We start from the raw sequence: 23443 nt of genomic DNA, 5'->3' as shown, positions 1-23443 counted from the left end.
CATTTTTTTGATTTTTTAATTTCATACCCCAATTCAGCAACGCCAAAAAATTTTAACGGTTGTTGTTGTTTAGTAACAACTACTAAACAAAATTTTAACGACACGCAGAAAATTTACAATCCTACTTAACTATGAGCAAATTATTAGTCAATGTGCAGACTTAAAACATATATGATTTTGTCTTAAACCTCAAATTCACAAGAATTTGCTCATGTAAAGTTGTTGATATTGCTCAACAATTACATCAGATGAAAAGTATTCTATCGCTCGTTGACGACAATCATGACGATCAATCTGATCTAACTGATGCACTTTATTAACTGCGTCATCAATGGAAGTGATCAAATAACCATCAACTCCTTCTCGCACAATTTCCGGCAATGAGCCTCTTGGACAAGAGATTACGGGAGTACCACAGGCTAAAGCTTCAGCAAAGACAATGCCAAAAGGCTCATCCCATTCTATGGGAACAAGCATAGCTGAGGCTTGACCTAATAAATTATTTTTCTGCTCATCATTGACTGTTCCTATGTATTCAATTCTATTTTTTCCTAGCTGTGGCTCTATTTCTTCTCGCCAATACTTTCCCTCCTCACCGGTTTGGCTATAGTTACCTGCAATGATGAGTTTTTTATCGCATTTTTTGGCGATCGCAATTGCTGTATGCGCACCTTTAATCCGCTCAATCCGGCTTAAAAAAACTAAGGGTGCATCCGCATCTACCTTTCCTTGAAATGTGTATTTCTCCGGTTCAACACAGTTATAAATTGTTTGCCAAGTTCCGCCTGCATTGCGCCCGATTTTGCAAATACTATCACTGCAACCTGTAAAAGTGAGAGATTTACCGGCAATTTGCGCGGCTAGTTTGACAGTGCGATCGCTTGGCCGGCGCTGATAAGACATAATTTTGGGTAAAGGCGATCGCAGAATTGGCAGCATATAGAAAATGCGCGAAAAACTATGGACAACATCAGGTTTAAATGACTTGACTGCTGACCATAGGGTGATCATATTTTGTAATGTGTCGAGCTTGTTTTGCGATCGCATTCCTCCCCAAGGAAACAGTTTAGATACAGATGATGTTGATTCAGGATGAGCGACAAGAGCCACTTCATGACCACGATTTTGCAGCCCTGCAACTAATAAATCAACAATCCGTTCAATACCACCATAGAGTTTTGGCGGTACTGGTAATTCAGGATCAGCGGTGAGTAATATTTTCATAACACTGGTTTATTGGCTGTTATTTGATGTCTCCAGTCATTTAAAGGCTTTTCAATTAATTGATAAAATATGAAACTTACACTAATTGCTACTAACCAACCAAGCATTTGCAACATTAGCATCATTGGACTTTCAATCGGCACAAATCTTGAACCTAGATTAATTACTCTTCCCCCAAATGGAACATGGAGCAAATAGAGGGAATACGATATTATGCCTATAAACTTGAGCCATTTCATGAAATCCAAAGAATCAATATATTTATCTAATTTGTAGAGAAAATAAATAATCATCGCAAAAATACTACTAAATAATAGTTGATTTTGCTGATTATGTACAACATTCATATATTGACCCAAACAACCCAAAACTGGGATAAGCATTAAACATAAATTACGTTGATAAATTCGACTTGAAGCATTTGTTAAAAGAGCAATAAATACAAGCGATCCACAAAGAAACTCACCATAATTTCTAAATAAGCCTAATCGGGGATCATTAGAAATAAAAACAGAAACTAATCCTAAGCTGAGGGCTATGAATAAAGCTAAGTTTTGATTTATCTTATTTCTAATTGCTAACAGACCAGCAGTTATTAAATAAAAACCTAGTTCAATTACAAGTGACCAGTAAACTACAACATAGAACGGAACATCAAGATAAGGCTGGATTAAAAATAAATTACCTACCCAAGACTGGAGAGATAAAGGGAAAGATTCCCACAAGTTAGTTTTGTTAAATGGAGAAGATACTAAATTTAGTATTAAAGTGACTATAAATGCCAGCCAATAAGTGGGCATTAACCGCCAGAATCTATTTTTCAAAAAATCCCAACTGCTACCTTGCTTAAGGATTAATTTATAGACATTAGCGGCGATACAATAGCCACTAATCACAAAAAAAAGGTGTACTCCTAACCAACCCGGTGCTGCTACTGATTTTACTAGCTCAACCAATGGGTGAAGAGGTTTATTGTACACAGTTCCAAAACCATGAAAAATCATCACCCATAAGGCTGCAACGCCCCGCCAGTGGTCTAAGGTTTTATATTGAGGATTCCATGAGGGCATAAAAATTTAATCACTTATACCAAATTTTAGTGACAGAGCAATTTCACGGGCAGATCACAGTTTAATGAACTTCTAACCAGTCTATCAGGTCTTGTAACTGAGAAAAATCTAATAAACTTTCTCCCAAAATTTCTAACTTAGAAGTTGGTAACTTCTGGATTTTCTGTGTGATAGAAAATTCTATTTCCCCAAACCTCTTAGTCAGTTGACGCAAGACAAGGGCGGACTCCCCTTGTTGTAATCCTTGTTGCAATCCTTGTTGCAATCCTTGTTGCAATCCTTGTTGCAATCCTTGTTGTTCTCCTTGCTGTAATCCTTCCTTCAGAATTTCTTCATACCACGGTGATTCTCTTAACACTGTCATATCCCACCTCATGATTTGTTGAATTAAGGGAATATCTAAAACAAAACTAGCAAAGAATGATAATAACGGCTCTAGGTCTTTTAGCTGTTCATCTTTCCGCAGTTCTCTTACTGCAAGACGGAGGTTATTTTCACTGTTCCCACCCTGGAGAATTGGCACAAAGGGCAATAGGGTAGATATTTTTTGCTCAAACACTAGGTTAACATCTACTTCCCACAGGTTGATAACTTGATAATCTTGATAAGCCTTTATCCCTAATATCTCTGATTCATAGCGATTGGGGATTATTTGTTTAGTGCTTTGGGGGAGGATGTTAATGAGAACTGGGTATACTTTTAAGTTGTAACGCTCTTCTGCTAGGGCTGTGTAAGCTCGCAGTCGCCGGGGCATTCTCTGGTTGTAACGCAGTTGTAGTTCGTTAAGTAGTAAAAATTCTCCTATTTCTGGGCTGTACACTTTGAGTAAAACGTCACTTTCTCTCTCTATCCACTGAAATTCTGTGTTGAGGATGTCTTGTACTTCCAGATGGGAACGTTGGGTAATCCACTGTACCCATGTATTAGGTGCCAGACTGATTAATCTTTTACTGCCTATATCTGCTTTTTTTACCACTGGTTTTATGTGGGTAAAATAATAAAAATTGAGGTTTTAATGTGTCAAGCTTGTTGTGGCGATAGCGAAGCGCTGCTGCAAGCAGGTCGCATTCCTCGCTAATGGAAAAACCAGGGATTGTCTGATTTTTTATTTAAAAAACTTTAATAAACATAGAGACACAACCAAATTCGGTTTTTTATCTACTAATTGCTTGTGTGGCTAATCTTAATATTATACTCTCTTGGTTCTCCCAGTTTAATTGATCTTCAGCAGCTAACAAAGCAGTTTTTTTAGTGGCAGCTAATTTTTGAGGATCATTAACCAAGTTATTTATGGCTGATGCTAAGGCGATCGCATCATGACTAGCAATTATTTGACCAGCTTCAGGATACTCATTTAATATCTCGCTTTGACCTTCTGTGTTAGTGGCTATTACTGCTAGTCCTGCTTGTAAATATTGAAATATCTTATTAGTAATCCTGAGATTTCTACTAGGTATATTATTTACCTCTAAAGCCAAGCCAATATTGTGTTCAGATATTCGAGACAGTAATTCATGATTGGGAACGGTGGCATGGATAAATAGCCGATCGCGTTCTACTAAATCTGGATCAAACCAAAAACCACCGATAGTGACATCATGTCCAGCATTTGCCAATGTTTCAGCTTCTTTTTGAGGACGAGGAGCCGTGCATAGATGAGCGCCAATTAGAATCAGGATTTTTGCCATTTTGACCAAATTGTTTGAATTCAGTATCTATGATTATGATATATAGGGATTTTCAACGACTGAGAATTTCCCCAACAACTAATTTGAGATTTCATAAATTAGCGATCGCTTTCAAGCGATATCAACAAAGTATATCTCAGGCGATTATAAGTTGGCCTTAGGGGATAGATTAAAGGCGAAAATTTAGTGGTCTTCTAACCAGGTTTTTAACTCAGAAATATCCGTAAAATCAAGTAATTGATCAACCAACATTTCAATTACACTTAGTTTCAAACCCTGAATTCGAGTTTCAATGGCGGAATCTAAAGAACCAAATTGCCGTTTTAGAAGACGCAGAACTATACTCACTCCCTCTTCTTGTTTTCCTTCTTGCTTTCCTTCTTGTTTTCCTTCCTGTTGTCCTTCAGCAAAGACATCCTGATAAAAACGGGTTTGTTTGAGGTCTATGTCTGTTATTCCTATCATCTGCTGTATTTCCTCTCTACTTAAAATAGGCAGTTTATAAACCATGATAGTCTCTAGCAAATCAATCAGTTGTAATTGCAATGGTCTTTGAGTTATTTCTCCATAGGTTTCCTTGGCAATTTCTTCTGCTAAAACTGCACTTTTATCCGCAGGAGTAACAATCAGTTTTAACAACTTCAGACTAATGGGGGCATTTGCTGGAGGTTCTAATTCATCTAAGTATATACGGTGGACTCTGGAACTTGCCAATAAAAAGTCATAGTGGCAGGTTTTTCCTGTTTCTGTTTGACGATTGGGATAAATAACTACTCCTTGCCAGGGGTTGGGGGGGTCAAATTGACGCAGGTAAAGGAATATTTCGCTAAAAAAGCGGTGATAAAATAGTTTATCTGTTTGAAATTGGACTTCTACAAAAAATAGAGGGGAATTGTCGTCGTTTTCTGGTGGTGAAAATACTCCGTCCAGACGAAAGGCTGTTTGTTTTATTTCTACTGACTTGAATTTGTAATTACTGTTAACAGGGGTAAATTTCAGCAGATCAAACAGTAGTGGCGGAAATGTTTGGAATAATCGGTAAAATAGACTATCTGTTTTCAAGTTTTTATAATTTAAGTATTAAGAGTTGAGTTGATTTTGGACTTCAATTACATTATATACTCAGTGGCGATGCTTACTCCAAGGGCAGCGATCGCCGGAATTATTGGTATAGTTCTATACTGTTGCAAGCAGGTCGCATTCCTCGCTAATGGAAAAACCAGGGATTGTCTGATTTTTTATTTAAAAAACCTTAATAAACATAGAGACACAACCAAATTCTGTTTTTTATCTACTAATTGCTTGTGTGGCTAATCTTAATATTATACTCTCTTGGTTCTCCCAGTTTAATTGATCTTCAGCAGCTAACAAAGCAGTTTTTTTAGTGGCAGCTAATTTTTGAGGATCATTAACCAAGTTATTTATGGCTGATGCTAAAGCGATCGCATCATGACTAGCAATTATTTGACCAGCTTCAGGATACTCATTTAATATCTCGCTTTGACCTTCTGTGTTAGTGGCTATTACTGCTAGTCCTGCTTGTAAATTTAGTAATCGTGAGATCTCCAGAATTTTTTAGTAAAGTTTTTATTCTTTTAATCATTGCAGTTTTTTTATTTTAAATTGATTTTACTGATCTGCCTTATTTTTAATATAATTCCATAAGGCATGATTAATTTTATCGGCAACATCATCTATGGACGGAGAAGTGGATGAAGCTAGTATTACATTTGATCTGATGTCTTCAATTTTATCAATTGAATTGAAATTAACTAAGTAAGAACAAAAATCTTTGACTGTATTTACTTTTACAACATTACCATCTTTCCAAGTATAACCCCTACAACCAGCCTCAGTGGTTAAAACAGGTATTTGCCATTCTAAAGCATCTGCAAGCTTTGTGCTACATCCACGAGACCAACAAAACAAAGGATGTATAAACCAACACCAGGTTAATGCTTCGTTGTGCAAAGCTTCATTACTAAGCCGACCTAAATATTCAACGAAGCTAAAACGTTTAGTCAGAGAATTACCAAGAGATTCAGAGCTACTAACAATCCTGATACATCCATCAAAATCATTGCGTTTTTGTAAAATATTCAAAACATTGACAAGCCCCTCATAATTTGGAGTATGTTCTAATGTACCAACAAATCCAACTCGTCCCAATATTGGTCGCCAATCCAATGGCTGTGGAGATACAGCGCGAGGCAACCAACTTACAGATTTTGCACCTAGCCATTGTTCAAAGACAGTTTCTTCTTCGCTCAGTGTAAAGACGTGGTCTAAAGATTGTCGTAAAGACATTTCATCAAGGATCGTGTTTGCAAGTCGTGATCGCGCTTGTATTGATAACGAATCAATGCTTTGAGCTGCAAGAAATTCGTCTACAAACTGAGCGCCATGGGAAAGAAGCACAATTTTGACATTAGGGATTGCTTGTTTTAAGTGCGGAACAATAGGGAGTGAATCAACTTGATTGAGAAATACCCATGAAATATTTTCAGATATAACTCGATTTACTAAGTCAGAAATAAAAGATTGGGGAATGCGATTATAAAAACTTGATGGCTTTAGTTTACGAAGGAGTCGAGTTTGCCATTGGCGATCTATTGAATAAGGCAAAATTTCTAAATTCCATCCTGCCGCTTTGATAGCGGCTAAATATTCTCTTGTACAACGCTGTACGCCACCATGAGCATCACTAACATAGACAGATGCACTTATAAAGAATCCCTTTTTTATATTATCTAACAACAATTTTTACCTCCAATTTTTAACCCTGTTCCCTTCCTTCAGCAATTCCTTCTTTAATAATTCTTTGGGAAGATTCCCGACTTTTAGCATTGATTCATCACTTATTTGACATCTTCAAAGAAGAAGTCGGGGATCTGGTTTCTTTAGCTAAATACTTGCATCACTTTTGGTTATACCGATAACGGTAGTACAACTTTTGCAACTGCATTGCTATTTTCCACCCCAAAACCTCACGCATAACTTTAAACATAATTCCTCCTTCCGGTTTTAAGTCACACCCTCCTAAAGAACGAACATTTTTTTCAGCTTTTTGGATTAAATCCTTAGCTTGTGGGTATGCCATAAAAACAAAACATTGCCAATAACAAGCACAAGCATAACGAGTCCGATCGCTATTTTCAACAGATAATAAATTATTTGTACATAACTCTGCTGATAAAAAAGCAGATTCCCATGCCTTCCGAGATTTTGAACCGCTTAAACTACCAGAAATACCTGACCGATAGTAAGATTTAGCACCTGCACAAAACTTAACACCTTGACTAACGAGAATAACGCGACAAAAGTATTCACCATCATCATTCAATGATACGTTCTCATTCCACATACCAGCGGAGTCAGAAATATTTCGAGGTACAAGCCAAGCCGCAGGGTGCATCATCAAATTCTTTTCCCAAGCAGCAATAAGCCAATCAATGGGTGACATATCCGTCCATAAAGTTTGTGGGGTAAATATAGCTTCAGATGGGTTTTGGAAAAATCTAGCCCATTCTCCTGATGCCACATAATCTGAGTTACGATCAAATTCTGAAAGCTTTAACTGACGTTCAATTTTATCCGGTGCAAGCAAATCATCAGCATCTAAATATTGAATAAAGTCTCCTTGGGCTGCTTTTAAAGCTCTATTCCTAGCTGTACTAGCACCTTTATTTTCTTGACTAATTACCTTGACTCTCTTTGATTCGTAGGTTTTGGCGATCGCTAAAGTATTATCTGTTGAGCCATCATCAACAACTACAATTTCTATATTCTGCCAAGTCTGTGCCAGAGCCGAATCCAAAGTTTCTGCTATATATGGAGCAGCATTGTAGGCTGGAATTAAAATAGAAACTAAAGATGAGTTCATTGTAATTCTAATTTTTGCGGTTAGGCTGATATTGACTTTCCTGTCTTAGTTGTGGGCGCAAAAAGCGTATTAGTAACTCGCGAACACGTAAAGCTAGAGGTGGATTAATTAAAGCAAATGTTCTAAACCAATAGCTATTATTAGCCGCACCTTTTCTTCCACCTAACTTGACTGCAAGATTTGCGGCTTTATCGGCAACATCCCAAGCGAGATAAGAACCCGCAACCCCCGCCGCAGTCCAGAGCTTTTCTGCAATTAATTGATGGTATTGCGAATGGGATTCTAAAGCTGCTTTTTCAAGCACACAAATATGGGCAGTAATACATTTGCTCAAGTTAGCTTGAGACATGGAGTTTGAATATTGGTAATTAATAATAGAGACAGTTGGTTCGGCTCTAAATGTCATACCTCGTCGAGCCGCCCTCACATGAAAAGCAACATCCTCATTATAAAGCACATTAGGATCGAGATCGTAGCCCTCAACCTCTAAAAATTTTACCCGTCGGTAAAGTCCGCAGAAAGGGTTAATTTGATGAAGTATTGTGTAAGCAATAGGATCTCGTTGTAAAGCCTCATCGTCAAACTTTCTGATACTATAAAGTGTATTTGTCTCTCCATCTCGGTATTCAAAGGCAAATAAAACCGTATCAGGAGTATCTTGTCGTTCCATCCACTGATGGGCAATTGTTGTAAAGTTTGGCATTAGTAGATCGTCTGCATCATGGAAATGTATCCATTCACAACTTGTTTTTTCTGCTAATGCATTCTTGCCGTAAGAACATCCACGGTTAATATCGCCTCTAACTACTTTAGCTCCATACTTAGCAGCAACTTGCCCAGTCTCATCAGTACTACAATCGTCATAAACCCAAATCTCATCAAATGGGATTTGTTGCGACATGGCAGATTCAAGTAAACGAGGTAAATACTTGGCAGCATTGTAAGCGGGAATACACAGTGCTAATGAAGGATAACTCATGACATTGTTTTCAAGAATTTTTTAAGACTGCGATTAATTGTATAGTCTATTAACTCACGTAAAGGCAATCGATCTAAAAAAGCTAGTGGTTTATCTAGTTTTTTTTGTGGTGAAACGGCATCAACTAACCATTGATTAGGTTTAACGGGATATTTTCCTCGGTTGATCAAATCCTTGTAGGCTTCTATTCGTTTTTGGGCAATTAATTCAGGAGCAAGCTCTTCATTTATAGTTTCCTTTGCCATTGAACCAACTTCGTCTAATTTACTTGCACTCCAACTCATTACAGTTTCTATACAAGTAGCTAAACTCTGCGGATCGTTTGCCTTAAAAGTTAAGCCATTTATTCCATTACGAATTAAACCTGCGGCTCCTGCCCCTTCCGAACAAAGTACAACTTTTCCCTGAGCCATTCCTTCTACACAAGTATAGTTAAAGACATCCCAAGTAGAAGGCACAAGAATAAACTTTGCTTGTGCTTGATATTGGCGAGTTATTTCTGGTGAAAATGTGCCAAGTGGCAGGATTTTATTCCGCCAAATATCTCCGTAGTTTTGAACTAAATGGTTGGACATCAAGCTTTTTGAATCGCAATAAACCGTATCGCGTCCAATCCAGTCAATATTTGGCGATCGATCTCCCAACAATCTCAAGGCTTCGCAAAGAACTGTTACGCCTTTCCAATATTGAATCCGTCCTACTACTAGACCATTGATCGAATCAGATTGATGATAATTTTGGGCTGTTGGCACTATATCAAGTGCAAGAGATGGAGGAATATACAAAACATCGCGGTTTGTTAGCTGTTGCCAATCCATTGAGTTTGATTGACTATTAGCTTGCAACTCATCGGCACACGATAATAATCCTGATTCTAGCAATCTCACAAAATTTCCTTGCAATTGACTATCGATCTGCGGGTCATAAAAATCTATCTGCCGGATACTGGCATGAAGCTGGACGACAGTAGGGGGACTATTGGGAGATACGATCCAAGGTGCAAATAGCATTCCCCAATCCGTTACTTCAACTAAATCATAGCCGTCACCGCCCTTGACTTGCTCCCACGCCGCCCATGCGGCGGCAAGATGTCTTTGTAGTTCGGGAATTGCCTTGTAGCGATCGAATTTTTTTAGACAAGTATTAACTAGGTCTGTATCTAAAAACTTAACTTGAATACCGTCTTGTTGATAATCTGGCAGTGTTGATGTAAAAGCACTGCCCACTAAAACCGTAATTTTATGTTGTGCTTGAGCAAGATTAGGCAGTAAGTTTTGATAAAAAGAAGCAATTCCTCCTCCATAATGTGGGGGATATTCAGGAACAACAAAAAGTAATTTCATTAATATTTATAGCACTTTGCAATTTTTTAGAACCCACGAAATTTTCAAGAAAGCGAACTTAATCAATACTTATCCAATAGAAATCGCAGATTCAAACTGTGCTTGGATATATTCAGGATTAAACTCACTTTGTGCAACAGTAATAGACTGGCTTGCCATTTGTAGCCATTTCTGCTTTTCTGTCATATTAGATAAAGTTAGTAATAATTTGTCGTCATCCATATTGCTAAGATAGCTTAGCCAATTATGTTCTAGGCTCCATTTACCTAGAGGTGTGGAGGTTGGGGCAATAATCAAGACAGGTAGTCCTAAATGACAAAACTCAACAAGCTTGCTTGGAAAACTCGTTGATATCCAAGGCATTGTATTAATATCTAAAGGATAATTTACCAATATAGAGCTTGCGTACTGACTTAGATACTCTATGACATCTGCGTTGTTTTTAAAAGGTTCATGATAGTCTACATTAGGACAATCACTTAACAAACCTTTCACCTCTATACTCATAGGAACAATCAGTAATAGTCTTCCGTTAACCTTTGATAAGGATTTAGCTACTTTTCTAAAGTCAGGAATTTGAGCCGAATATATATTTCCTGCGTAAGCGGTTATAGGGGAAAGCTTAAATTGTTCTTTCCATTCAACAAAAGTATTTCTATTACCTTCAGGTATCGGTAGAAGAAGTTTAATTTTGCTGATTTCATTAATTTGGTATGCTCTTGATAGTTCAAAAGATACTGGCAGTATCACGGTTGCTTGATCGAGAACATATTTCCAATTTTTTTTTACGTAGTCAGCCAACTTATCTGACTTATCAACCAATTCCATTTGATCGTGAAGAATAACAATCAAGGGTATTTGCCAAATTTTTGACAAATAAGCAGAAAAAACAGAATAAGTATCATGAAGTATTGTTAATATTATAGTTGGTCTGCTGACTTTCAAAACTTTTTCACATTCTTGTCGCCAATACCAGAACCTAACTTCTTGCAATTTAGGCACTTGATATCTATAAGGAATCCACCACCACCTGCGCATCGGTATTGGAATAAGCCTCCATTCATCAGGAAATGTTAGACCATCAAAGGATTGTTCGGGTGCAACTATAGATATTTCGTATTTACTCGGTAATCTTTTTAGATGCCTATCAAGAATGACTGGACCAGTTAAACCTTGCCGAGGAGGACTTCCAAGGACACAAAGAATGTGATTATTATTCATGGGATATTAGTTTTTAGCAAATTACGCCTTATGTGAGTTGAGAAACAGGATACTATTCAAAGGTAAATATATCAATTTTCTCCATAAAGGGAGCGGTAGAACCATATTTTTTTAACTGCGATCGCTCGTAGACACATTTTATGCCAATACCTGTTGATATAGTTCAATATACCGTTTTGCTTGTAGTTCTCAACTATATTCTTTAAGGGCGATAGCGAAACGCTGCTGCAAGCAGTTCGCTCAACAATTTTCGCTCATTTTTTCCCCTTAATTGTTTATCTTATAATAAACAACGACCAATTTGAGATTTCATAAATTAGCGATCGCTTTCAATATCAACAAAGCATATCTCAATTACCGCCACCCTAGACGACAAAAGGGTATTTGATAGACTAAATGAATATTCGAGGATGGTTTTCAAGTCTTTGAGCGATAGCGAAGCGCTGCTGCAAGCAGTTCGCCTGTACTGGTTGATATAGATGCTATAATCACATTATATACCCAGTTGCGATGCCTACTGCAACCGAAGCGATCGCCTGACCTGTTGGTATAGTTTTATATATCTTATTGCTTGTAGTTCTAAAGTATATTCTTTAAGGGCGATAGCGAAACGCTGCTGCAAGCAGTTCGCTCGCCAATTTTCACTCATTTTTTCCCCTGAATTATTTATATTATCATAAACAACGACCAATTTGAGATTTCATAAATTAGCGATCGCTTTTAAGATGTTTACTATTTTTTTCCCAAACACGCACAATCATGTCAAAGGTATTTATCTTAGTTAGTTCTTCAATCCTAATTTGGCTATTTTTTATATTATCCATTCTTAATTTTTCATTGTTTAACATATTTACAATTAAATCTCCCATCTGTTCTATATTCAAAGGTTCAAAAATAAATCTTGAATCTCCAATAGTTTCTGGTAGAGAAGTAACTGAAGAACAAATCACAGGAACTTTTAAAGACATTGCTTCTAAAAGCGGAAAACTTCCCGCTTCATATAAAGTAGGAATTACTACTAAAGAACAATTTTTATATAACCAATATAATTCTGTTTCTGGTACAATGTCCACAAAAATAATTTGCTCTGATACCGTTGATTTTGATAAATTGTTTTCTATATTTGGGAAAAAATTGGGGTTCTTTTTACCAGTACAAATAACATTAATAGAGCGATCGTATTTAACTTTAATTAATTCTACTGCTTTAATTAAAGATAAATGATTCTTATGCTCCCAAGTTTGAGCAGGATAAAGGATAAAAGATTTTAAGTTACTATATTTTTGGTTATAAAATTCGGTTTCTTGTTCAGTAGGAGATGCTAATTTTATTTGATTGTAAGGAAGTGGACAAACATAAATCTTTGATTCAGTCAAGCGAAAATACTTGATCAAATCTTGCTTGACATGATCAAAAGATACAACTACACCACTAGCATATTTAAGAGATTTCCAATAATGCTCTGCTCTTGCAGCACGCTCTTCTGGAGTAAAAAATTCAGGAAAATGTAATTCTTGGACATCGTGCATTGTCACAATAAATGGATAAGGTAAATCATAGATTGGTGCTGTTTGATAAGGAACATGAAGTAAGTCAATATCTAAAGAAGAAAACCAGCTATATAAGGGATTAAGAATTAAAGGCAACTGACTATTAAGATTCAATTTATTGATAAATTTAGCTAGGATAAGTCCTAAAATTCTTCCCAAACGTTTAATTAAATTAAACTTATACGTAAATAGAGCTATTTTAGCGGTTGCTTGATATTTATTAATTAATTCAAGACAATCTTTATGTACTTCATTAGTACCTAAAATCACAATCTCAACATTATGATTTTTACTTTGACTTAACAATAATTCAAGCACACGCCAGGCATAGGGAGAAGTTCCTCCTCCATGTATACTTGCACTACCTAGCCAGTAACCTATTTTCATCATAACTATAGTTTCCTAATAGATATCTTTGTACAAAACAACATTATTAATCTTTGTCTCTTCTCTTAAAAATTGAAAACCTATAGACTTATATAATTTCTTGGCAAGGTAGTTGTTGTGGTTTACTTTTAGTAATAGATGTTTATATGAATTTATTTTACAAAAGCATTCTGCATGAGATAAAGTTAAGCGTGCTATTCCTTTACCTTGCCATTCTTGATTAACAAAAACACCATACATTGGTTCAGCATATCCTTCATCCATTCCTCTCAACATATAAAATCCAATTAATTTATCTGATTCTGAACTATCTTGTTTAAGTTCTATACCAAAAAATTTGTCATTAACAGCACTATCAAGTATTTTCTGAATTGATAGCATTTGAAAATCAAAAGGATGGAAATATTTTATATATTCGGAGGAACTATTAAGCAATAGATTGCTTAAAGACTGTGCATCTGAATTATTTAATGTTCTGAAACCAATGTATGGCATAGAAAACTACACTTAACTTAAAAAATAAACTTTTTTAGACTATCACAAATATAATCAATTTGTTCTGGAGACAAATCAGGATAACTAGGAAGATTTATCCCACGCCAGCCAATATCCTCAGCTACTTGATGCTTTTGATACTTTTGAGTATACATTGGCATAGTGTGTACAGGATAAAAAACTGGACGAGTTTCGATTCCTGCTTCTGATAAATGTTCTCTTACTGTATCCCTTTGATTAGCTTGAGAAATCAGAATCGAAATCATCCAATAAGAATGAAACACATCCCCAACTTCCTGATGAACTTTGAATTCTGTATCTTTTAACAACTCTTTGTATAGTTCAGCAATTTGACGTTTTTTTGATAAAATATCATTTATTCTTTCCAGTTGAGCTAACCCAATCGCAGCACAAATATTAGTCATGCGGTAGTTATAACCTATGACATCGTGCCAATACTCACGGTATTTAGCCAAACCTTGTCCTTTAAAATGAACAGCACGCTCAAAGATAGTTTGATCATTGGTGACTAACATTCCTCCTTCACCAGTTGTTATGGTTTTATTCCCGTAGAAACTAAAAGTTGCTATGTCTCCAAAAGTACCGACATGATTACCTTGATATTTAGAGCCTATAGCTTCAGCACAATCTTCTATCAGAAATAGTTTATGTGCATCAGCTATTTCTCTGAGAACTGACATTTCACAAGGATGTCCATATAAATGGACTGCCATAATTGCTTTAGTTCTTGGTGTAATGCTTTTGCGAACTTCTTCAGGAGCTATTTGCCAAGTATCAGGAAGAGAATCCACAAATACAGGTGTAGCTCCTGTGTAAACAATGGCATTAACTGAGGCAATATAAGTTAGAGTAGGAACAATAACCTCATCACCAGTACCGATGCCAAGAGCGACTAATGCAAGGTGTAAGGCAACTGTGCCGTTAGAAACTCCAGTGGCATATTTTACATCAACATAATTTGCAAATTCTTTCTCAAAGAGAGAGACATATTTTCCCTTGGAAGAAATCCAATTAGAATCTAAACAGTCATTAACGTATTTTTTTTCGTTGCCTACAAGTGAGGGTTGATAAACAGGAATTTTGTACATTTTTATTAAGAGTATTTGATTAACTATATTTTGTTTTATTCAAGATCCACCAAGGGTAAAGAAGATAATATTTTATTTCCTTCATCCCAAGAAAGATAAGATAAATTTCCTTTTTCATCACGAGATTCACGAAACTGACTTGCTATATACCCTTCTGCTACCGTCAATTCTTTAATAGCAGTTGGTTTTAAATCTTGACGGACAAAAAAAGCAAAAGCATTGTTACCAACACTATTACATCCTACAAATGAATATCCTTTAGCTTTTCCTAAATTATAAAGTGCTTTTAGAGAAGCTCCTGCATACAGCATGGAATAATGAGCCTCAGAACGAACAAAAGATGGATCATAGGGAATTGTTACAGCTTTATCTTTTCCAAAGATAGAGTTATATTCAATAATCACTATAGCCGGGGCTACAACATCAATAGCTTGCCATACCCAATAATCATTACCGTCAATATCAATTGACAGAATTCCTATTTCTCCTTTTATACCATTTTCAGCAATAATTTTATTAATATTATCTTGATCAATAAATGCTTGAACAGCTTTTAAATTTCGCTGCCAATATATCGAATCTTGCTTAATATAACTAATATTTTCAGGACTTCCATCAATAACTAAACCTGCCCAATTGTCATTTATCAGTAAAAATCTAGTATTGGATTCGGTATAATTCTCAACTCCAAATTCAATAAATATTTTATTAGGTATCTCAATATGTCTTAAAAGCATCTGAATAATCCCATCTTCTCCCCATTGAGAAAACACTTGAAACTCATTATCTTGTAATTCTAATTTATCTAGAGATTGTAATTGCCGAGATTCGATTCTTCCCAAAGTTTCTTGAATTTTAATTAACTTATTTTGTATCGAAATAACTTTATCAAATATAGCTCCCAATAAATTAATTTTTGCTTTAATCTTAGTAATAATATTCATAATTTGCCTATTTTATAGCTAATTCTTTCCAATGAAAATCTACAAGCACTACTCCAAATGCTAGACCTTTATACAAAGCCATATGGCTACCAGTTTCTTCGATCTCAAAACTCATCAGGGATTGGTGATGAGATAAAATTTCGACATTGGGAATATGAGAAGCAACATTAATACTATAACAGCCAGGAGCTAGAAATAGCGGAGGAATTTCAACTTCTGCTAAGTAAACTCCCTTAGAGAGTTCGGGAGACAAATGAAATGACCTATCAACAGTAAAAATTGGAATTCCAGAAGAGTTTATCACCTTAAAACCAACTTCTAATCCATTAATATTCTCTGCAAGTTCATACTCTAAGCAAACTTTTATTGGCTCTCGTACATCAAAAACAGAGCTAACATTTTCTTTTGTATCTAGTAAAGAAACTTTGTTAAACCAAAAGCGCTGATTGTCAAATTTATTAGTAATAATAATCTCTCCAGAATGTTCGGCACCATAGGTTAAATACTTACTAGTTATATGCTCTGCATCCCCCTCTGAATTAACTTGACCATTAACTAGCCAAATAGCCCTTTGGCATAGCGTTGTCACAGTAGCCATGTTATGGCTCACAAATAAAACCGTCCTCCCCTCCTTCCCCACATCTTCCATCTTGCCCAGACACTTCTTCTGAAACGCTGCATCCCCCACCGCCAAAACCTCATCCACAATCAAAATTTCCGGCTCTAAATGCGCCGCCACCGCAAACGCCAACCGCACATACATCCCCGAAGAATAACGCTTTACTGGAGTATCTAGAAACTTCTCCACCTCCGCAAACGCCACAATTTCATCAAACTTCCGCTTAATCTCCTCCTTACCCATGCCTAGAATAGCACCATTGAGAAATATATTCTCTCTCCCCGTCAACTCTGGATGAAAACCTGTTCCCACCTCCAATAAACTCGCCACCCTACCCTTAATTTTAATACTCCCTTTTGTCGGTTCTGTAATGCGGCTTAAAATCTTCAATAGTGTTGATTTTCCCGCCCCATTACGCCCAATAATCCCAACTCTATCACCCTGTTTAATATCAAAGGATACATCCTTTAAAGCCCAAAATTCCTCAAAAGCAGGATTTTCATTCTTAGCTTGCGGATTTAGTAGACTACTAATAGATTTAACCTTATTAGTAATCACATCTCGCAGTGCTGTATAGCGTTCCTGCTGTTGATGGCCAATAATATATTTTTTGCCTAGATTTTCAACGCGAATAACTGCATCTGACATAAGTATTAATTTACCAATTTGAAAATTATTGATTTGACGGCTTATATATCTCAAGATTAAGCTAAATTTAGCATTTAATTATAGAAGTAGCCAAATTACCCACCTATAGTATATTATTAGATAACTTATAACACACTTATTTTATAAGTTGCCAGTAGTTATCCCCTATATTTGAATAGGATTTTCTCCTCAGCTTGTTTAAATTCAATATCAAATAAATCAAACACAACTTCCCTACCTAATAAAACTTCCTGGCAATCCTCATTTTGTAACCAGGCCACAGGAGCAGAAAAGGTATAATCATCAATCTGCATTTCAACTTGTCGGAGTACATATTGTACACTCCCCCCTACTCCCTCTCCATTACTCAGAACTTCTCCTTGAGAGAGGGCATATCCTAAGTCTGTGCCTAAATAAAATGTAATTAGGCTAATATCCGAACCAGAATCTACAAGCATTTCCAGGAGTTTAGAATTTTGAAAAGTTAGACAGACTTCGTATTTTGGCTGCCAATCATGTTTTTTGACTGTTCTAAAACGCACTGGGAAAAACTTCACTGGCTCAACAAATTCGTTCTCGTAGATCCGCTCAGTGATGTAGTCAGAAGATTTTAAGTTCTGAAGGTCAATTTGCTGTGTCATGATTCTATAATCTTGGTGATGAGCTATTACACCATCCTTAGTGTAAATAATCCATTCTCCACGATATTGTTTTAGTTTTCGGTAATTTGCTTTACGCCATTCTTTGGCACTATTGTATTTTTCGTTCATATTTAGCTATAGGAAAGTCAGGAGACAATTGAAATTCATGAATAACTGTATCTGATGCCCAAATTTCATCACCTAAAGGTTTGTTAAAATCATCACTCATCCAAATTTTTCCTCCTTGAAGTCCAGCAATTCGTTTTTGGTTTTTTTGAGTTAGATTAACTTTTTCCGGTTGATATTTGTTGGCAATAAATTCAATGTAATCCAATATTTGTTGTTGGTTTTTTAGGGGTAAATTTTGGATTTTTTGAATTATATTTTCAGTAATTTCTTCTGTTTGTGTAAACAGAACTACCATCCTAAATTATTTTAGTTCAATGTTATCTCTAACGGTCAATTCAGAATCAAGACATATTCCTACCTTCAATAAACTAGCAACTCGACCTTTTATAAATATTTTACCACAGGTTGGTTCTGTCATGCAATGCAACTTAATTTTTTTTTAAAATTAGATTTCCCTGCGCTATTACGGCCAATAATTCCTATTCTATCCCCTTGTTTAATATCCAATTACACATCCTTTAACTATCAATTTGAAAAATATTAACTCGATGAGTTATAGATTCTCATATTAGGAGAAATGATGATAAATTTATCCATAATGTTATTATGCTAAAATACCTAATAAAACTTTACCTAAATCCAGCAAATCATCAGGAATTTTAAAAAGGTTTAGATCTTGATAGATAGTTTTTTCAACTTTATCTAATTTACCAAATTGCCACAAAGTACCAATAGTTACAGCACCATAAAATATATCTTGCTCCGTAACTTGAGATAAAGCAATTAATTCCACTGCGAGTTGAGTAAAACCTTTTGTTAAATCATCTTTTTTTGCTTCAATCACTAATAAATCATGTCTAGACTGTAATAAATAATCTAAAGTTCCTTTTAAGCGATCGCTCACTCTTAACGGATATTCAATTTTTAGCTGACAGTTACAGATAGCAATAATTTCTATTAAAATCGGAGCTACTAAAGTTTCTCGTCTAGCAGTTTCACTACTTAAACTAATCAAAGGTAAAATTTTTCTCATCTTTTCTTTGACGAGTAACAGTTCATCTATAGGTTGATCTGTTTGTGGTAAAGATAACTCTGTTTTAATAAATGAATAATCAAATTCTCTTAAAATATCATCGGTTTCATAGGGTAAATCAAAGTAGGAACTAAAAGTATAAGATTGATCCTCTTGTAAGATTTTGATTTTAGGTATCATCATTTTTTGCTGATAATTTAATTATCATTGTTTTCTTAGATTATAGAATTGCTTGATACAAGCATTTACCCTGGTTTTACCAACTACACATACATCAGTATAATTATACGATATTTGGTTGCCAATTTTCATCTATAGCTTGCTCAGGAGTACAAAATACTTCTCTAGGAAAAACCTCAGCATCCAATCCAGTTTTGACTATAGTAATGTCTCTAGCATCTAGATATGTTTCTGAAAATATCTCTAACCAGAAAGGTTTAAGACTAGGATTTCTTTTTAAAAGTTTCTGAATTTGTTTTCGTTGTTCTATAATTGTACCCTTCCATCCGCGACTATTATATTCTCTTTCTTCTTGCCAATATGCTAATTTTAATAAATGCTCAAATAATACTAGCAATCGGCTTTCTAATTCATACTTTTGAGAGTTGCCCAAATCTTCTAACTCTAGGATTAAGTTTTCCCAATCTAATTGGTCTAAATTCTGATGCTGAATTTTATGAATAGTAGTTTCTATCCATTGATATAAATCTTGATGGTATAAGGTATTTAACTCTTGTTGAGAATCTAACATAATTGATTATTTAGATTGCTTGTGATCATGGCAACCATTCAGGATTGAGAATTTCTGTTAAGGAATAAGGACAATTTTCAGGGAATATTTCTGGAGATAGTTCAGATTTACGAATGGCATTGTTTCTAGCTTTGATGTATATCTTGTTTAGGATTTTTGTACAATGGTTATAAAGAACTTTAGACTCCAATAATAAATCTAATTCCAGCCTAAAGTTATCAATTTCTTTTTCCCAACCTCTCCCTGACCAATGTTTTTCTGAACTCCAATAATTATACAATAGTAGATGAATTAAAAGTCTCAATAAATAACTTTCTACTTTAAGCCTTTGTTCGTTTCCCAATGCAGCAATTTCCTCAATTAAATGTTCCCAGTCAATATTTTCTAAATCCCGATTTTGTAGTTGGTTAAGGGTAATCCCTAACCATTCAGGATAATCTTGTTCATAAATCTGGTAATTTGCTTGTGTGGGTTGCATTTTACTTACTCAGCTACATCAGCTACAATTTAAATATTGATCGTTAACAGGAATCTCTATAAATTAATTTCTTGTTCTGCTAGTAACTATTTTAGCTAATTCTACTGATTTGTTTGAGATTCAACTCTAACTCTGACTTAATTAGACTCACAAATACACTAATAATTTTTTCTGGTTGATTGATATAATACTCATCTAAATCAACTATCACTAGATTACCAGTTAATTGTAAGAATACCCATTGATTACCATTCGTAACACAACCATAAATATTTTCAATATTATTTCCCTCCGATTGATTTAATTGAGCAGCAGCAATCATTTCAGCAATACATTGAGCGAATCCTTGTTTAAGATTATCATTTTTTGCCTCCACCAAAGCAATCACCGGAGATGTTACATATAACTGTTGAGATGATAGACCGATTAAGAAATCGCAAAATCCATTTAAACCTTGCTCAATATTAACATTAAAATCAATTCCAGAGAATAAACTAATTTTATTATCTAATAATCTTCTTACTTCAATTAAAACAGGTGCAATAATCATTTCTGATTTGGCTTTTTCTGTACTAATTGCTTGAGCTAAGGGAATATTATTTTGTAAGTATTTGATAAAAAAAGCATCAACTGTTAACTCGTCGAAAGCAGGGAAAACATTTGTTCTTTCTTCAATATTAATGCCAAAGATTTTAGTGATTCTTTCTAGAGTAAAGTCACTATAAGCCATTTCTTATAACCTTAATTTTGCTTATAAATTAATTCCTTGTTCTGCTATTAACTGTCTTAGTTTAGCTAATTCTGCTTCAGCTAAATCTGCCCGTTGTTTTTCTCTTTCTTCTGGTGTAGGCAACCAGTTATTATCTTGATCATACCAACGTAACCACTGTCTGGTTAATCCTTGATATTCTCCTTCCCATAATCCTAGACCTAATTCTGCTTCTTCTAACCATACCCCTAGTCCATTAATAGATAGCGGTTGATAACGGTTCATTACTAACCCAAAGCAGTGGAACTCGTTGGTATAGCGGTTGTAGACAAAATAATAGGGGATTCTCAGAATTTGCTCATATACTGTCCATTTATTGGGAGGTTGATTAATTTCCCGTAAGTTTTTACCTAAGTTTTTACCTAAGTCTTCGTTTTCTGTTCCTGGTGATATTAGTTCTACTACTACAAAGGGATATGTTCCTTCACACCAGGTAACATAACTTAATCTCAGTTCTGTTTGTTCAGAAAAACGAGATACTCCTAATACTGCAAACCAATCTGGTCTTTTATACCATTGTGTATGCTTAATATCATAGTATAAGTTTAGGTCGCTGGCTGTAAATACATTATCTTCTGCATAAGAAGGTGGACGAAAGGTACTACGCAATAATTCTGGTTGTAAAAGGTGAAATTCGTCTGGCAACCCTGGCTCCTCTGGATCTTCACTAGGTAAATCATACATCGTTGGCAGTGTTTGTTGAGGAGGTAATGGCTCATAGCTAGGTTTGCTATACACATCACTTTGATACATTGTTAATTATCTCCTGTATTTAATCGCTGTTGCCAAGATTCAACTATCTGCTTAATTGTCTCTTCTAAGGAAATTGTCATATCCCAGTGAGGATAATGATCACGCATTTTTGTTAAATCAGAATAATAACAAATATGATCTCCAATCATAAAATCTTTCAGGTTATATTTTTTGATTTGAATAGTATATCTATCTACTTGAGAATTTGATCTTAAATCACATCTGCAAAAGTTCGTTCCATCTTGCGGAAATACCAAATCCCACTTACTAATAATAAAAACACTAATCCCATGGAGAGAATAAAACCTGGCAAATACAACTGGGAGTTCCCACCCAAAATTGCCCAGCGGAAACCATCAATTACTCCTACCATTGGATTCAAGGAATATATAAACCGCCACTGCTCAGGAACAATGCTACTACTAAATCCTACTGGTGAAATATATAAACCAAATTGGACAATAAATGGCACAATAAACCGAAAATCTCGATATTGGACATTTAAGGAAGCTAACCACAAACCTGCCCCCATGGAAGCAGCAAAGGCAACAGCAATAAACAATGGTAAAGTTAAAATCCGCCAACTAGGAACAAAGTTATACCATGCCATTAAAGCCAATAAAATCATTCCAGAAATCATAAAGTCTACAAAGCTCACTACTACCGCACTTGTAGGAACTACTAATCTAGGAAAATAGACTTTAGATAGTAAGTTAGAATTTGTAATTAAACTATTACTACACTCTGAGAGTGAGTTGGAAAAGAATTGCCAAGGTAACATAGCAGAAAATACAAGAATTGGATAGGGCGCACCTTCTGAGGGTAATTTTGCCAATTGTCCAAATACTACTGTAAATACTACCATTGTCAAAAAAGGACGAATTAATGCCCATGCAATACCAATGGCTGTTTGTTTATATCTAACTAATATATCTCGCCAAGCTAGGAAATAAAATAATTCCCTATATCGCCATAAGTCTTGCCAATATTGCTTTTCTGTGCGCCCTGCTTCTATGATTAGTTCTGGCTGAGAAGTTGTTTGTTTCATGATTTTGACTTAGCTAACCTCGCTTTTACCATCATTTGAGCCAGATAAGCTCCATCTTGTCCAGATCCTCCACAAATGAGTGCTTTTTTCATATCAATTCATATTTGAAAAATCTTTCACACTGTTACCATTAAGTGTGCGGGATTGCCTGTAGGTAAACTCTCCCACGGAGGGATTACGATGGGGATCAATCACACCTGTGGCTTGTTGCCACATTTCCGCTGAAGCAAGACATAACTCATATTTGGATTTAAGTTTGTGTACATGATACCATCTTGTTTCCTGGCACTCTTGACACCAGAAAGCCTCTAACCACTCACCTTCTAAGGAAACTGTGGTTTTAGCCGCCACTAAAATCATCGCTTCTCGTCGGGCTATACCCCGCGCCTGTAGTTGTCCGGGTTTTTCGGCAAATAGTCCGTATTTTTGGCTAACACTATCCATATAGCAGTTATGGATTGGACAGTATATGGCTCTACGCTGAGAACGCTTCCGATTTTTGTCACACCTTTTTTGCACTTTGGCCCCCTGATCAATAACTAAACAATAGATCGCAAGAAGGTTGCATGGGAGGGACTGAGATCAACATGACCATCGAAGCCCAACTCCTGATTCTAGTCTCAGATATTTAATTTTTTTAGAGCGGTTAGATTGTAGTTATATATACTCTTGGAAAATCAG

24 protein-coding genes and 1 pseudogene are annotated in these 23443 nt (G+C 35.6%); all 25 read right to left on the bottom strand.

What is annotated here, in order from left to right; genetic code table 11:
* Nucleotides 1-195: 195 nt before the first annotated feature.
* Nucleotides 196-1224, bottom strand: a complete 1029-nt coding sequence (locus tag H6F62_RS11235) for a glycosyltransferase (RefSeq protein ID WP_190372078.1) — start codon at nt 1222-1224, stop codon at nt 196-198.
* Nucleotides 1221-2294: an acyltransferase gene (locus H6F62_RS11230; RefSeq protein ID WP_277878591.1), complete on the bottom strand. Its 1074-nt coding sequence runs from the start codon at nt 2292-2294 to the stop codon at nt 1221-1223. The genes H6F62_RS11235 and H6F62_RS11230 overlap by 4 nt, the downstream gene beginning before the upstream one ends.
* Before the next feature lie 61 nt (nt 2295-2355).
* Nucleotides 2356-3270 (bottom strand): DUF4351 domain-containing protein, encoded by a 915-nt coding sequence (locus tag H6F62_RS11225; protein WP_190372076.1) that lies wholly within the window; start codon nt 3268-3270, stop codon nt 2356-2358.
* A 178-nt stretch (nt 3271-3448) separates the two neighbouring features.
* Nucleotides 3449-3982 carry a glycosyltransferase gene (locus H6F62_RS11220; protein WP_190372075.1) on the bottom strand — a complete coding sequence of 178 codons (534 nt, stop codon included), beginning with the start codon at nt 3980-3982 and terminating at the stop codon, nt 3449-3451.
* Nucleotides 3983-4165: 183 nt separating this feature from the next.
* Entirely contained in the window at nt 4166-5044 is an 879-nt protein-coding gene (locus tag H6F62_RS11215) for an Rpn family recombination-promoting nuclease/putative transposase (protein ID WP_190372074.1), read from the bottom strand.
* Between the two features lie 567 nt (nt 5045-5611).
* Entirely contained in the window at nt 5612-6739 is a 1128-nt protein-coding gene (locus H6F62_RS11205; RefSeq protein ID WP_190372073.1) for a glycosyltransferase family 1 protein, read from the bottom strand.
* Nucleotides 6740-6899: 160 nt separating this feature from the next.
* Complete coding sequence (locus H6F62_RS11200; RefSeq protein ID WP_190372072.1) at nt 6900-7865, bottom strand: glycosyltransferase family A protein; 966 nt, start codon at nt 7863-7865, stop codon at nt 6900-6902.
* 7 nt (nt 7866-7872) lie between these two features.
* Nucleotides 7873-8844 carry a glycosyltransferase family A protein gene (locus H6F62_RS11195; RefSeq protein WP_190372071.1) on the bottom strand — a complete coding sequence of 324 codons (972 nt, stop codon included), beginning with the start codon at nt 8842-8844 and terminating at the stop codon, nt 7873-7875.
* Nucleotides 8841-10187 (bottom strand): glycosyltransferase family 4 protein, encoded by a 1347-nt coding sequence (locus H6F62_RS11190; RefSeq protein WP_190372070.1) that lies wholly within the window; start codon nt 10185-10187, stop codon nt 8841-8843. Before H6F62_RS11190 ends, H6F62_RS11195 begins: the two co-directional genes overlap by 4 nt.
* 69 nt (nt 10188-10256) lie before the next feature.
* Nucleotides 10257-11408 carry a hypothetical protein gene (locus H6F62_RS11185; protein WP_190372069.1) on the bottom strand — a complete coding sequence of 384 codons (1152 nt, stop codon included), beginning with the start codon at nt 11406-11408 and terminating at the stop codon, nt 10257-10259.
* A gap of 707 nt (nt 11409-12115) precedes the next feature.
* On the bottom strand, nt 12116-13348 hold the full coding sequence (locus H6F62_RS11180) for a glycosyltransferase family 1 protein (protein ID WP_190372068.1): 1233 nt from the start codon (nt 13346-13348) through the stop codon (nt 12116-12118).
* Between the two features lie 12 nt (nt 13349-13360).
* Entirely contained in the window at nt 13361-13840 is a 480-nt protein-coding gene (locus tag H6F62_RS11175) for a GNAT family N-acetyltransferase (RefSeq protein WP_190372067.1), read from the bottom strand.
* A gap of 17 nt (nt 13841-13857) precedes the next feature.
* On the bottom strand, nt 13858-14949 hold the full coding sequence (locus H6F62_RS11170; RefSeq protein ID WP_190372066.1) for a DegT/DnrJ/EryC1/StrS aminotransferase family protein: 1092 nt from the start codon (nt 14947-14949) through the stop codon (nt 13858-13860).
* 35 nt (nt 14950-14984) lie between these two features.
* The gene (locus H6F62_RS11165) at nt 14985-15893 is read right to left on the bottom strand and encodes a hypothetical protein (RefSeq protein WP_190372065.1); all 909 of its coding nucleotides are present in this window, start codon (nt 15891-15893) and stop codon (nt 14985-14987) included.
* Between the two features lie 7 nt (nt 15894-15900).
* On the bottom strand, nt 15901-17160 hold the full coding sequence (locus H6F62_RS11160; RefSeq protein ID WP_190372064.1) for an ABC transporter ATP-binding protein: 1260 nt from the start codon (nt 17158-17160) through the stop codon (nt 15901-15903).
* 158 nt (nt 17161-17318) lie between these two features.
* Nucleotides 17319-17930 (bottom strand): retropepsin-like aspartic protease, encoded by a 612-nt coding sequence (locus H6F62_RS11155; protein WP_137908344.1) that lies wholly within the window; start codon nt 17928-17930, stop codon nt 17319-17321.
* Nucleotides 17911-18225 (bottom strand): DUF2281 domain-containing protein, encoded by a 315-nt coding sequence (locus tag H6F62_RS11150; protein WP_190372063.1) that lies wholly within the window; start codon nt 18223-18225, stop codon nt 17911-17913. The genes H6F62_RS11155 and H6F62_RS11150 overlap by 20 nt, the downstream gene beginning before the upstream one ends.
* 12 nt (nt 18226-18237) lie before the next feature.
* Nucleotides 18238-18452: pseudogene (locus tag H6F62_RS20970) on the bottom strand (ATP-binding cassette domain-containing protein); the annotation flags it as partial.
* An 82-nt stretch (nt 18453-18534) separates the two neighbouring features.
* On the bottom strand, nt 18535-19146 hold the full coding sequence (locus tag H6F62_RS11145) for a hypothetical protein (protein ID WP_242025982.1): 612 nt from the start codon (nt 19144-19146) through the stop codon (nt 18535-18537).
* 100 nt (nt 19147-19246) lie between these two features.
* Nucleotides 19247-19714, bottom strand: coding sequence for a DUF29 domain-containing protein (locus H6F62_RS11140; protein WP_137908346.1), 468 nt, complete (start codon nt 19712-19714; stop codon nt 19247-19249).
* A 25-nt stretch (nt 19715-19739) separates the two neighbouring features.
* The gene (locus H6F62_RS11135) at nt 19740-20192 is read right to left on the bottom strand and encodes a DUF29 domain-containing protein (protein ID WP_190372062.1); all 453 of its coding nucleotides are present in this window, start codon (nt 20190-20192) and stop codon (nt 19740-19742) included.
* Nucleotides 20193-20283: 91 nt separating this feature from the next.
* Nucleotides 20284-20922 (bottom strand): hypothetical protein, encoded by a 639-nt coding sequence (locus H6F62_RS11130; protein ID WP_190372061.1) that lies wholly within the window; start codon nt 20920-20922, stop codon nt 20284-20286.
* A gap of 21 nt (nt 20923-20943) precedes the next feature.
* Nucleotides 20944-21714 carry a Uma2 family endonuclease gene (locus tag H6F62_RS11125; RefSeq protein ID WP_137908349.1) on the bottom strand — a complete coding sequence of 257 codons (771 nt, stop codon included), beginning with the start codon at nt 21712-21714 and terminating at the stop codon, nt 20944-20946.
* 211 nt (nt 21715-21925) lie between these two features.
* Complete coding sequence (locus H6F62_RS11120; protein ID WP_137908350.1) at nt 21926-22762, bottom strand: ABC transporter permease; 837 nt, start codon at nt 22760-22762, stop codon at nt 21926-21928.
* A 93-nt stretch (nt 22763-22855) separates the two neighbouring features.
* Entirely contained in the window at nt 22856-23281 is a 426-nt protein-coding gene (locus H6F62_RS11115; RefSeq protein ID WP_137908351.1) for a hypothetical protein, read from the bottom strand.
* Nucleotides 23282-23443 lie beyond the last annotated feature (162 nt).

The organism is Anabaena sp. FACHB-1391 (assembly GCF_014696755.1).
Taxonomy (GTDB): domain Bacteria; phylum Cyanobacteriota; class Cyanobacteriia; order Cyanobacteriales; family Nostocaceae; genus Dolichospermum; species Dolichospermum planctonicum.
Note: the sequence above shows the minus strand (reverse complement) of the source record. Positions and strands in the feature narration are given on the sequence as shown.

Excerpts from the sequence above, each read along its gene's own strand:
- H6F62_RS11235 (WP_190372078.1), bottom strand. The coding sequence starts at position 1,224 with ATGAAAATATTACTCACCGCTGATCCTGAATTACCAGTACCGCCAAAA.
- H6F62_RS11230 (WP_277878591.1), bottom strand. The coding sequence starts at position 2,294 with ATGCCCTCATGGAATCCTCAATATAAAACCTTAGACCACTGGCGGGGC.
- H6F62_RS11220 (WP_190372075.1), bottom strand. The coding sequence starts at position 3,982 with ATGGCAAAAATCCTGATTCTAATTGGCGCTCATCTATGCACGGCTCCT.
- H6F62_RS11200 (WP_190372072.1), bottom strand. The coding sequence starts at position 7,865 with ATGAACTCATCTTTAGTTTCTATTTTAATTCCAGCCTACAATGCTGCT.
- H6F62_RS11195 (WP_190372071.1), bottom strand. The coding sequence starts at position 8,844 with ATGAGTTATCCTTCATTAGCACTGTGTATTCCCGCTTACAATGCTGCC.
- H6F62_RS11190 (WP_190372070.1), bottom strand. The coding sequence starts at position 10,187 with ATGAAATTACTTTTTGTTGTTCCTGAATATCCCCCACATTATGGAGGA.
- H6F62_RS11185 (WP_190372069.1), bottom strand. The coding sequence starts at position 11,408 with ATGAATAATAATCACATTCTTTGTGTCCTTGGAAGTCCTCCTCGGCAA.
- H6F62_RS11180 (WP_190372068.1), bottom strand. The coding sequence starts at position 13,348 with ATGATGAAAATAGGTTACTGGCTAGGTAGTGCAAGTATACATGGAGGA.
- H6F62_RS11175 (WP_190372067.1), bottom strand. The coding sequence starts at position 13,840 with ATGCCATACATTGGTTTCAGAACATTAAATAATTCAGATGCACAGTCT.
- H6F62_RS11170 (WP_190372066.1), bottom strand. The coding sequence starts at position 14,949 with ATGTACAAAATTCCTGTTTATCAACCCTCACTTGTAGGCAACGAAAAA.
- H6F62_RS11165 (WP_190372065.1), bottom strand. The coding sequence starts at position 15,893 with ATGAATATTATTACTAAGATTAAAGCAAAAATTAATTTATTGGGAGCT.
- H6F62_RS11160 (WP_190372064.1), bottom strand. The coding sequence starts at position 17,160 with ATGTCAGATGCAGTTATTCGCGTTGAAAATCTAGGCAAAAAATATATT.
- H6F62_RS11155 (WP_137908344.1), bottom strand. The coding sequence starts at position 17,930 with ATGAACGAAAAATACAATAGTGCCAAAGAATGGCGTAAAGCAAATTAC.
- H6F62_RS11150 (WP_190372063.1), bottom strand. The coding sequence starts at position 18,225 with ATGGTAGTTCTGTTTACACAAACAGAAGAAATTACTGAAAATATAATT.
- H6F62_RS11145 (WP_242025982.1), bottom strand. The coding sequence starts at position 19,146 with ATGATGATACCTAAAATCAAAATCTTACAAGAGGATCAATCTTATACT.
- H6F62_RS11140 (WP_137908346.1), bottom strand. The coding sequence starts at position 19,714 with ATGTTAGATTCTCAACAAGAGTTAAATACCTTATACCATCAAGATTTA.
- H6F62_RS11135 (WP_190372062.1), bottom strand. The coding sequence starts at position 20,192 with ATGCAACCCACACAAGCAAATTACCAGATTTATGAACAAGATTATCCT.
- H6F62_RS11130 (WP_190372061.1), bottom strand. The coding sequence starts at position 20,922 with ATGGCTTATAGTGACTTTACTCTAGAAAGAATCACTAAAATCTTTGGC.
- H6F62_RS11125 (WP_137908349.1), bottom strand. The coding sequence starts at position 21,714 with ATGTATCAAAGTGATGTGTATAGCAAACCTAGCTATGAGCCATTACCT.
- H6F62_RS11120 (WP_137908350.1), bottom strand. The coding sequence starts at position 22,762 with ATGAAACAAACAACTTCTCAGCCAGAACTAATCATAGAAGCAGGGCGC.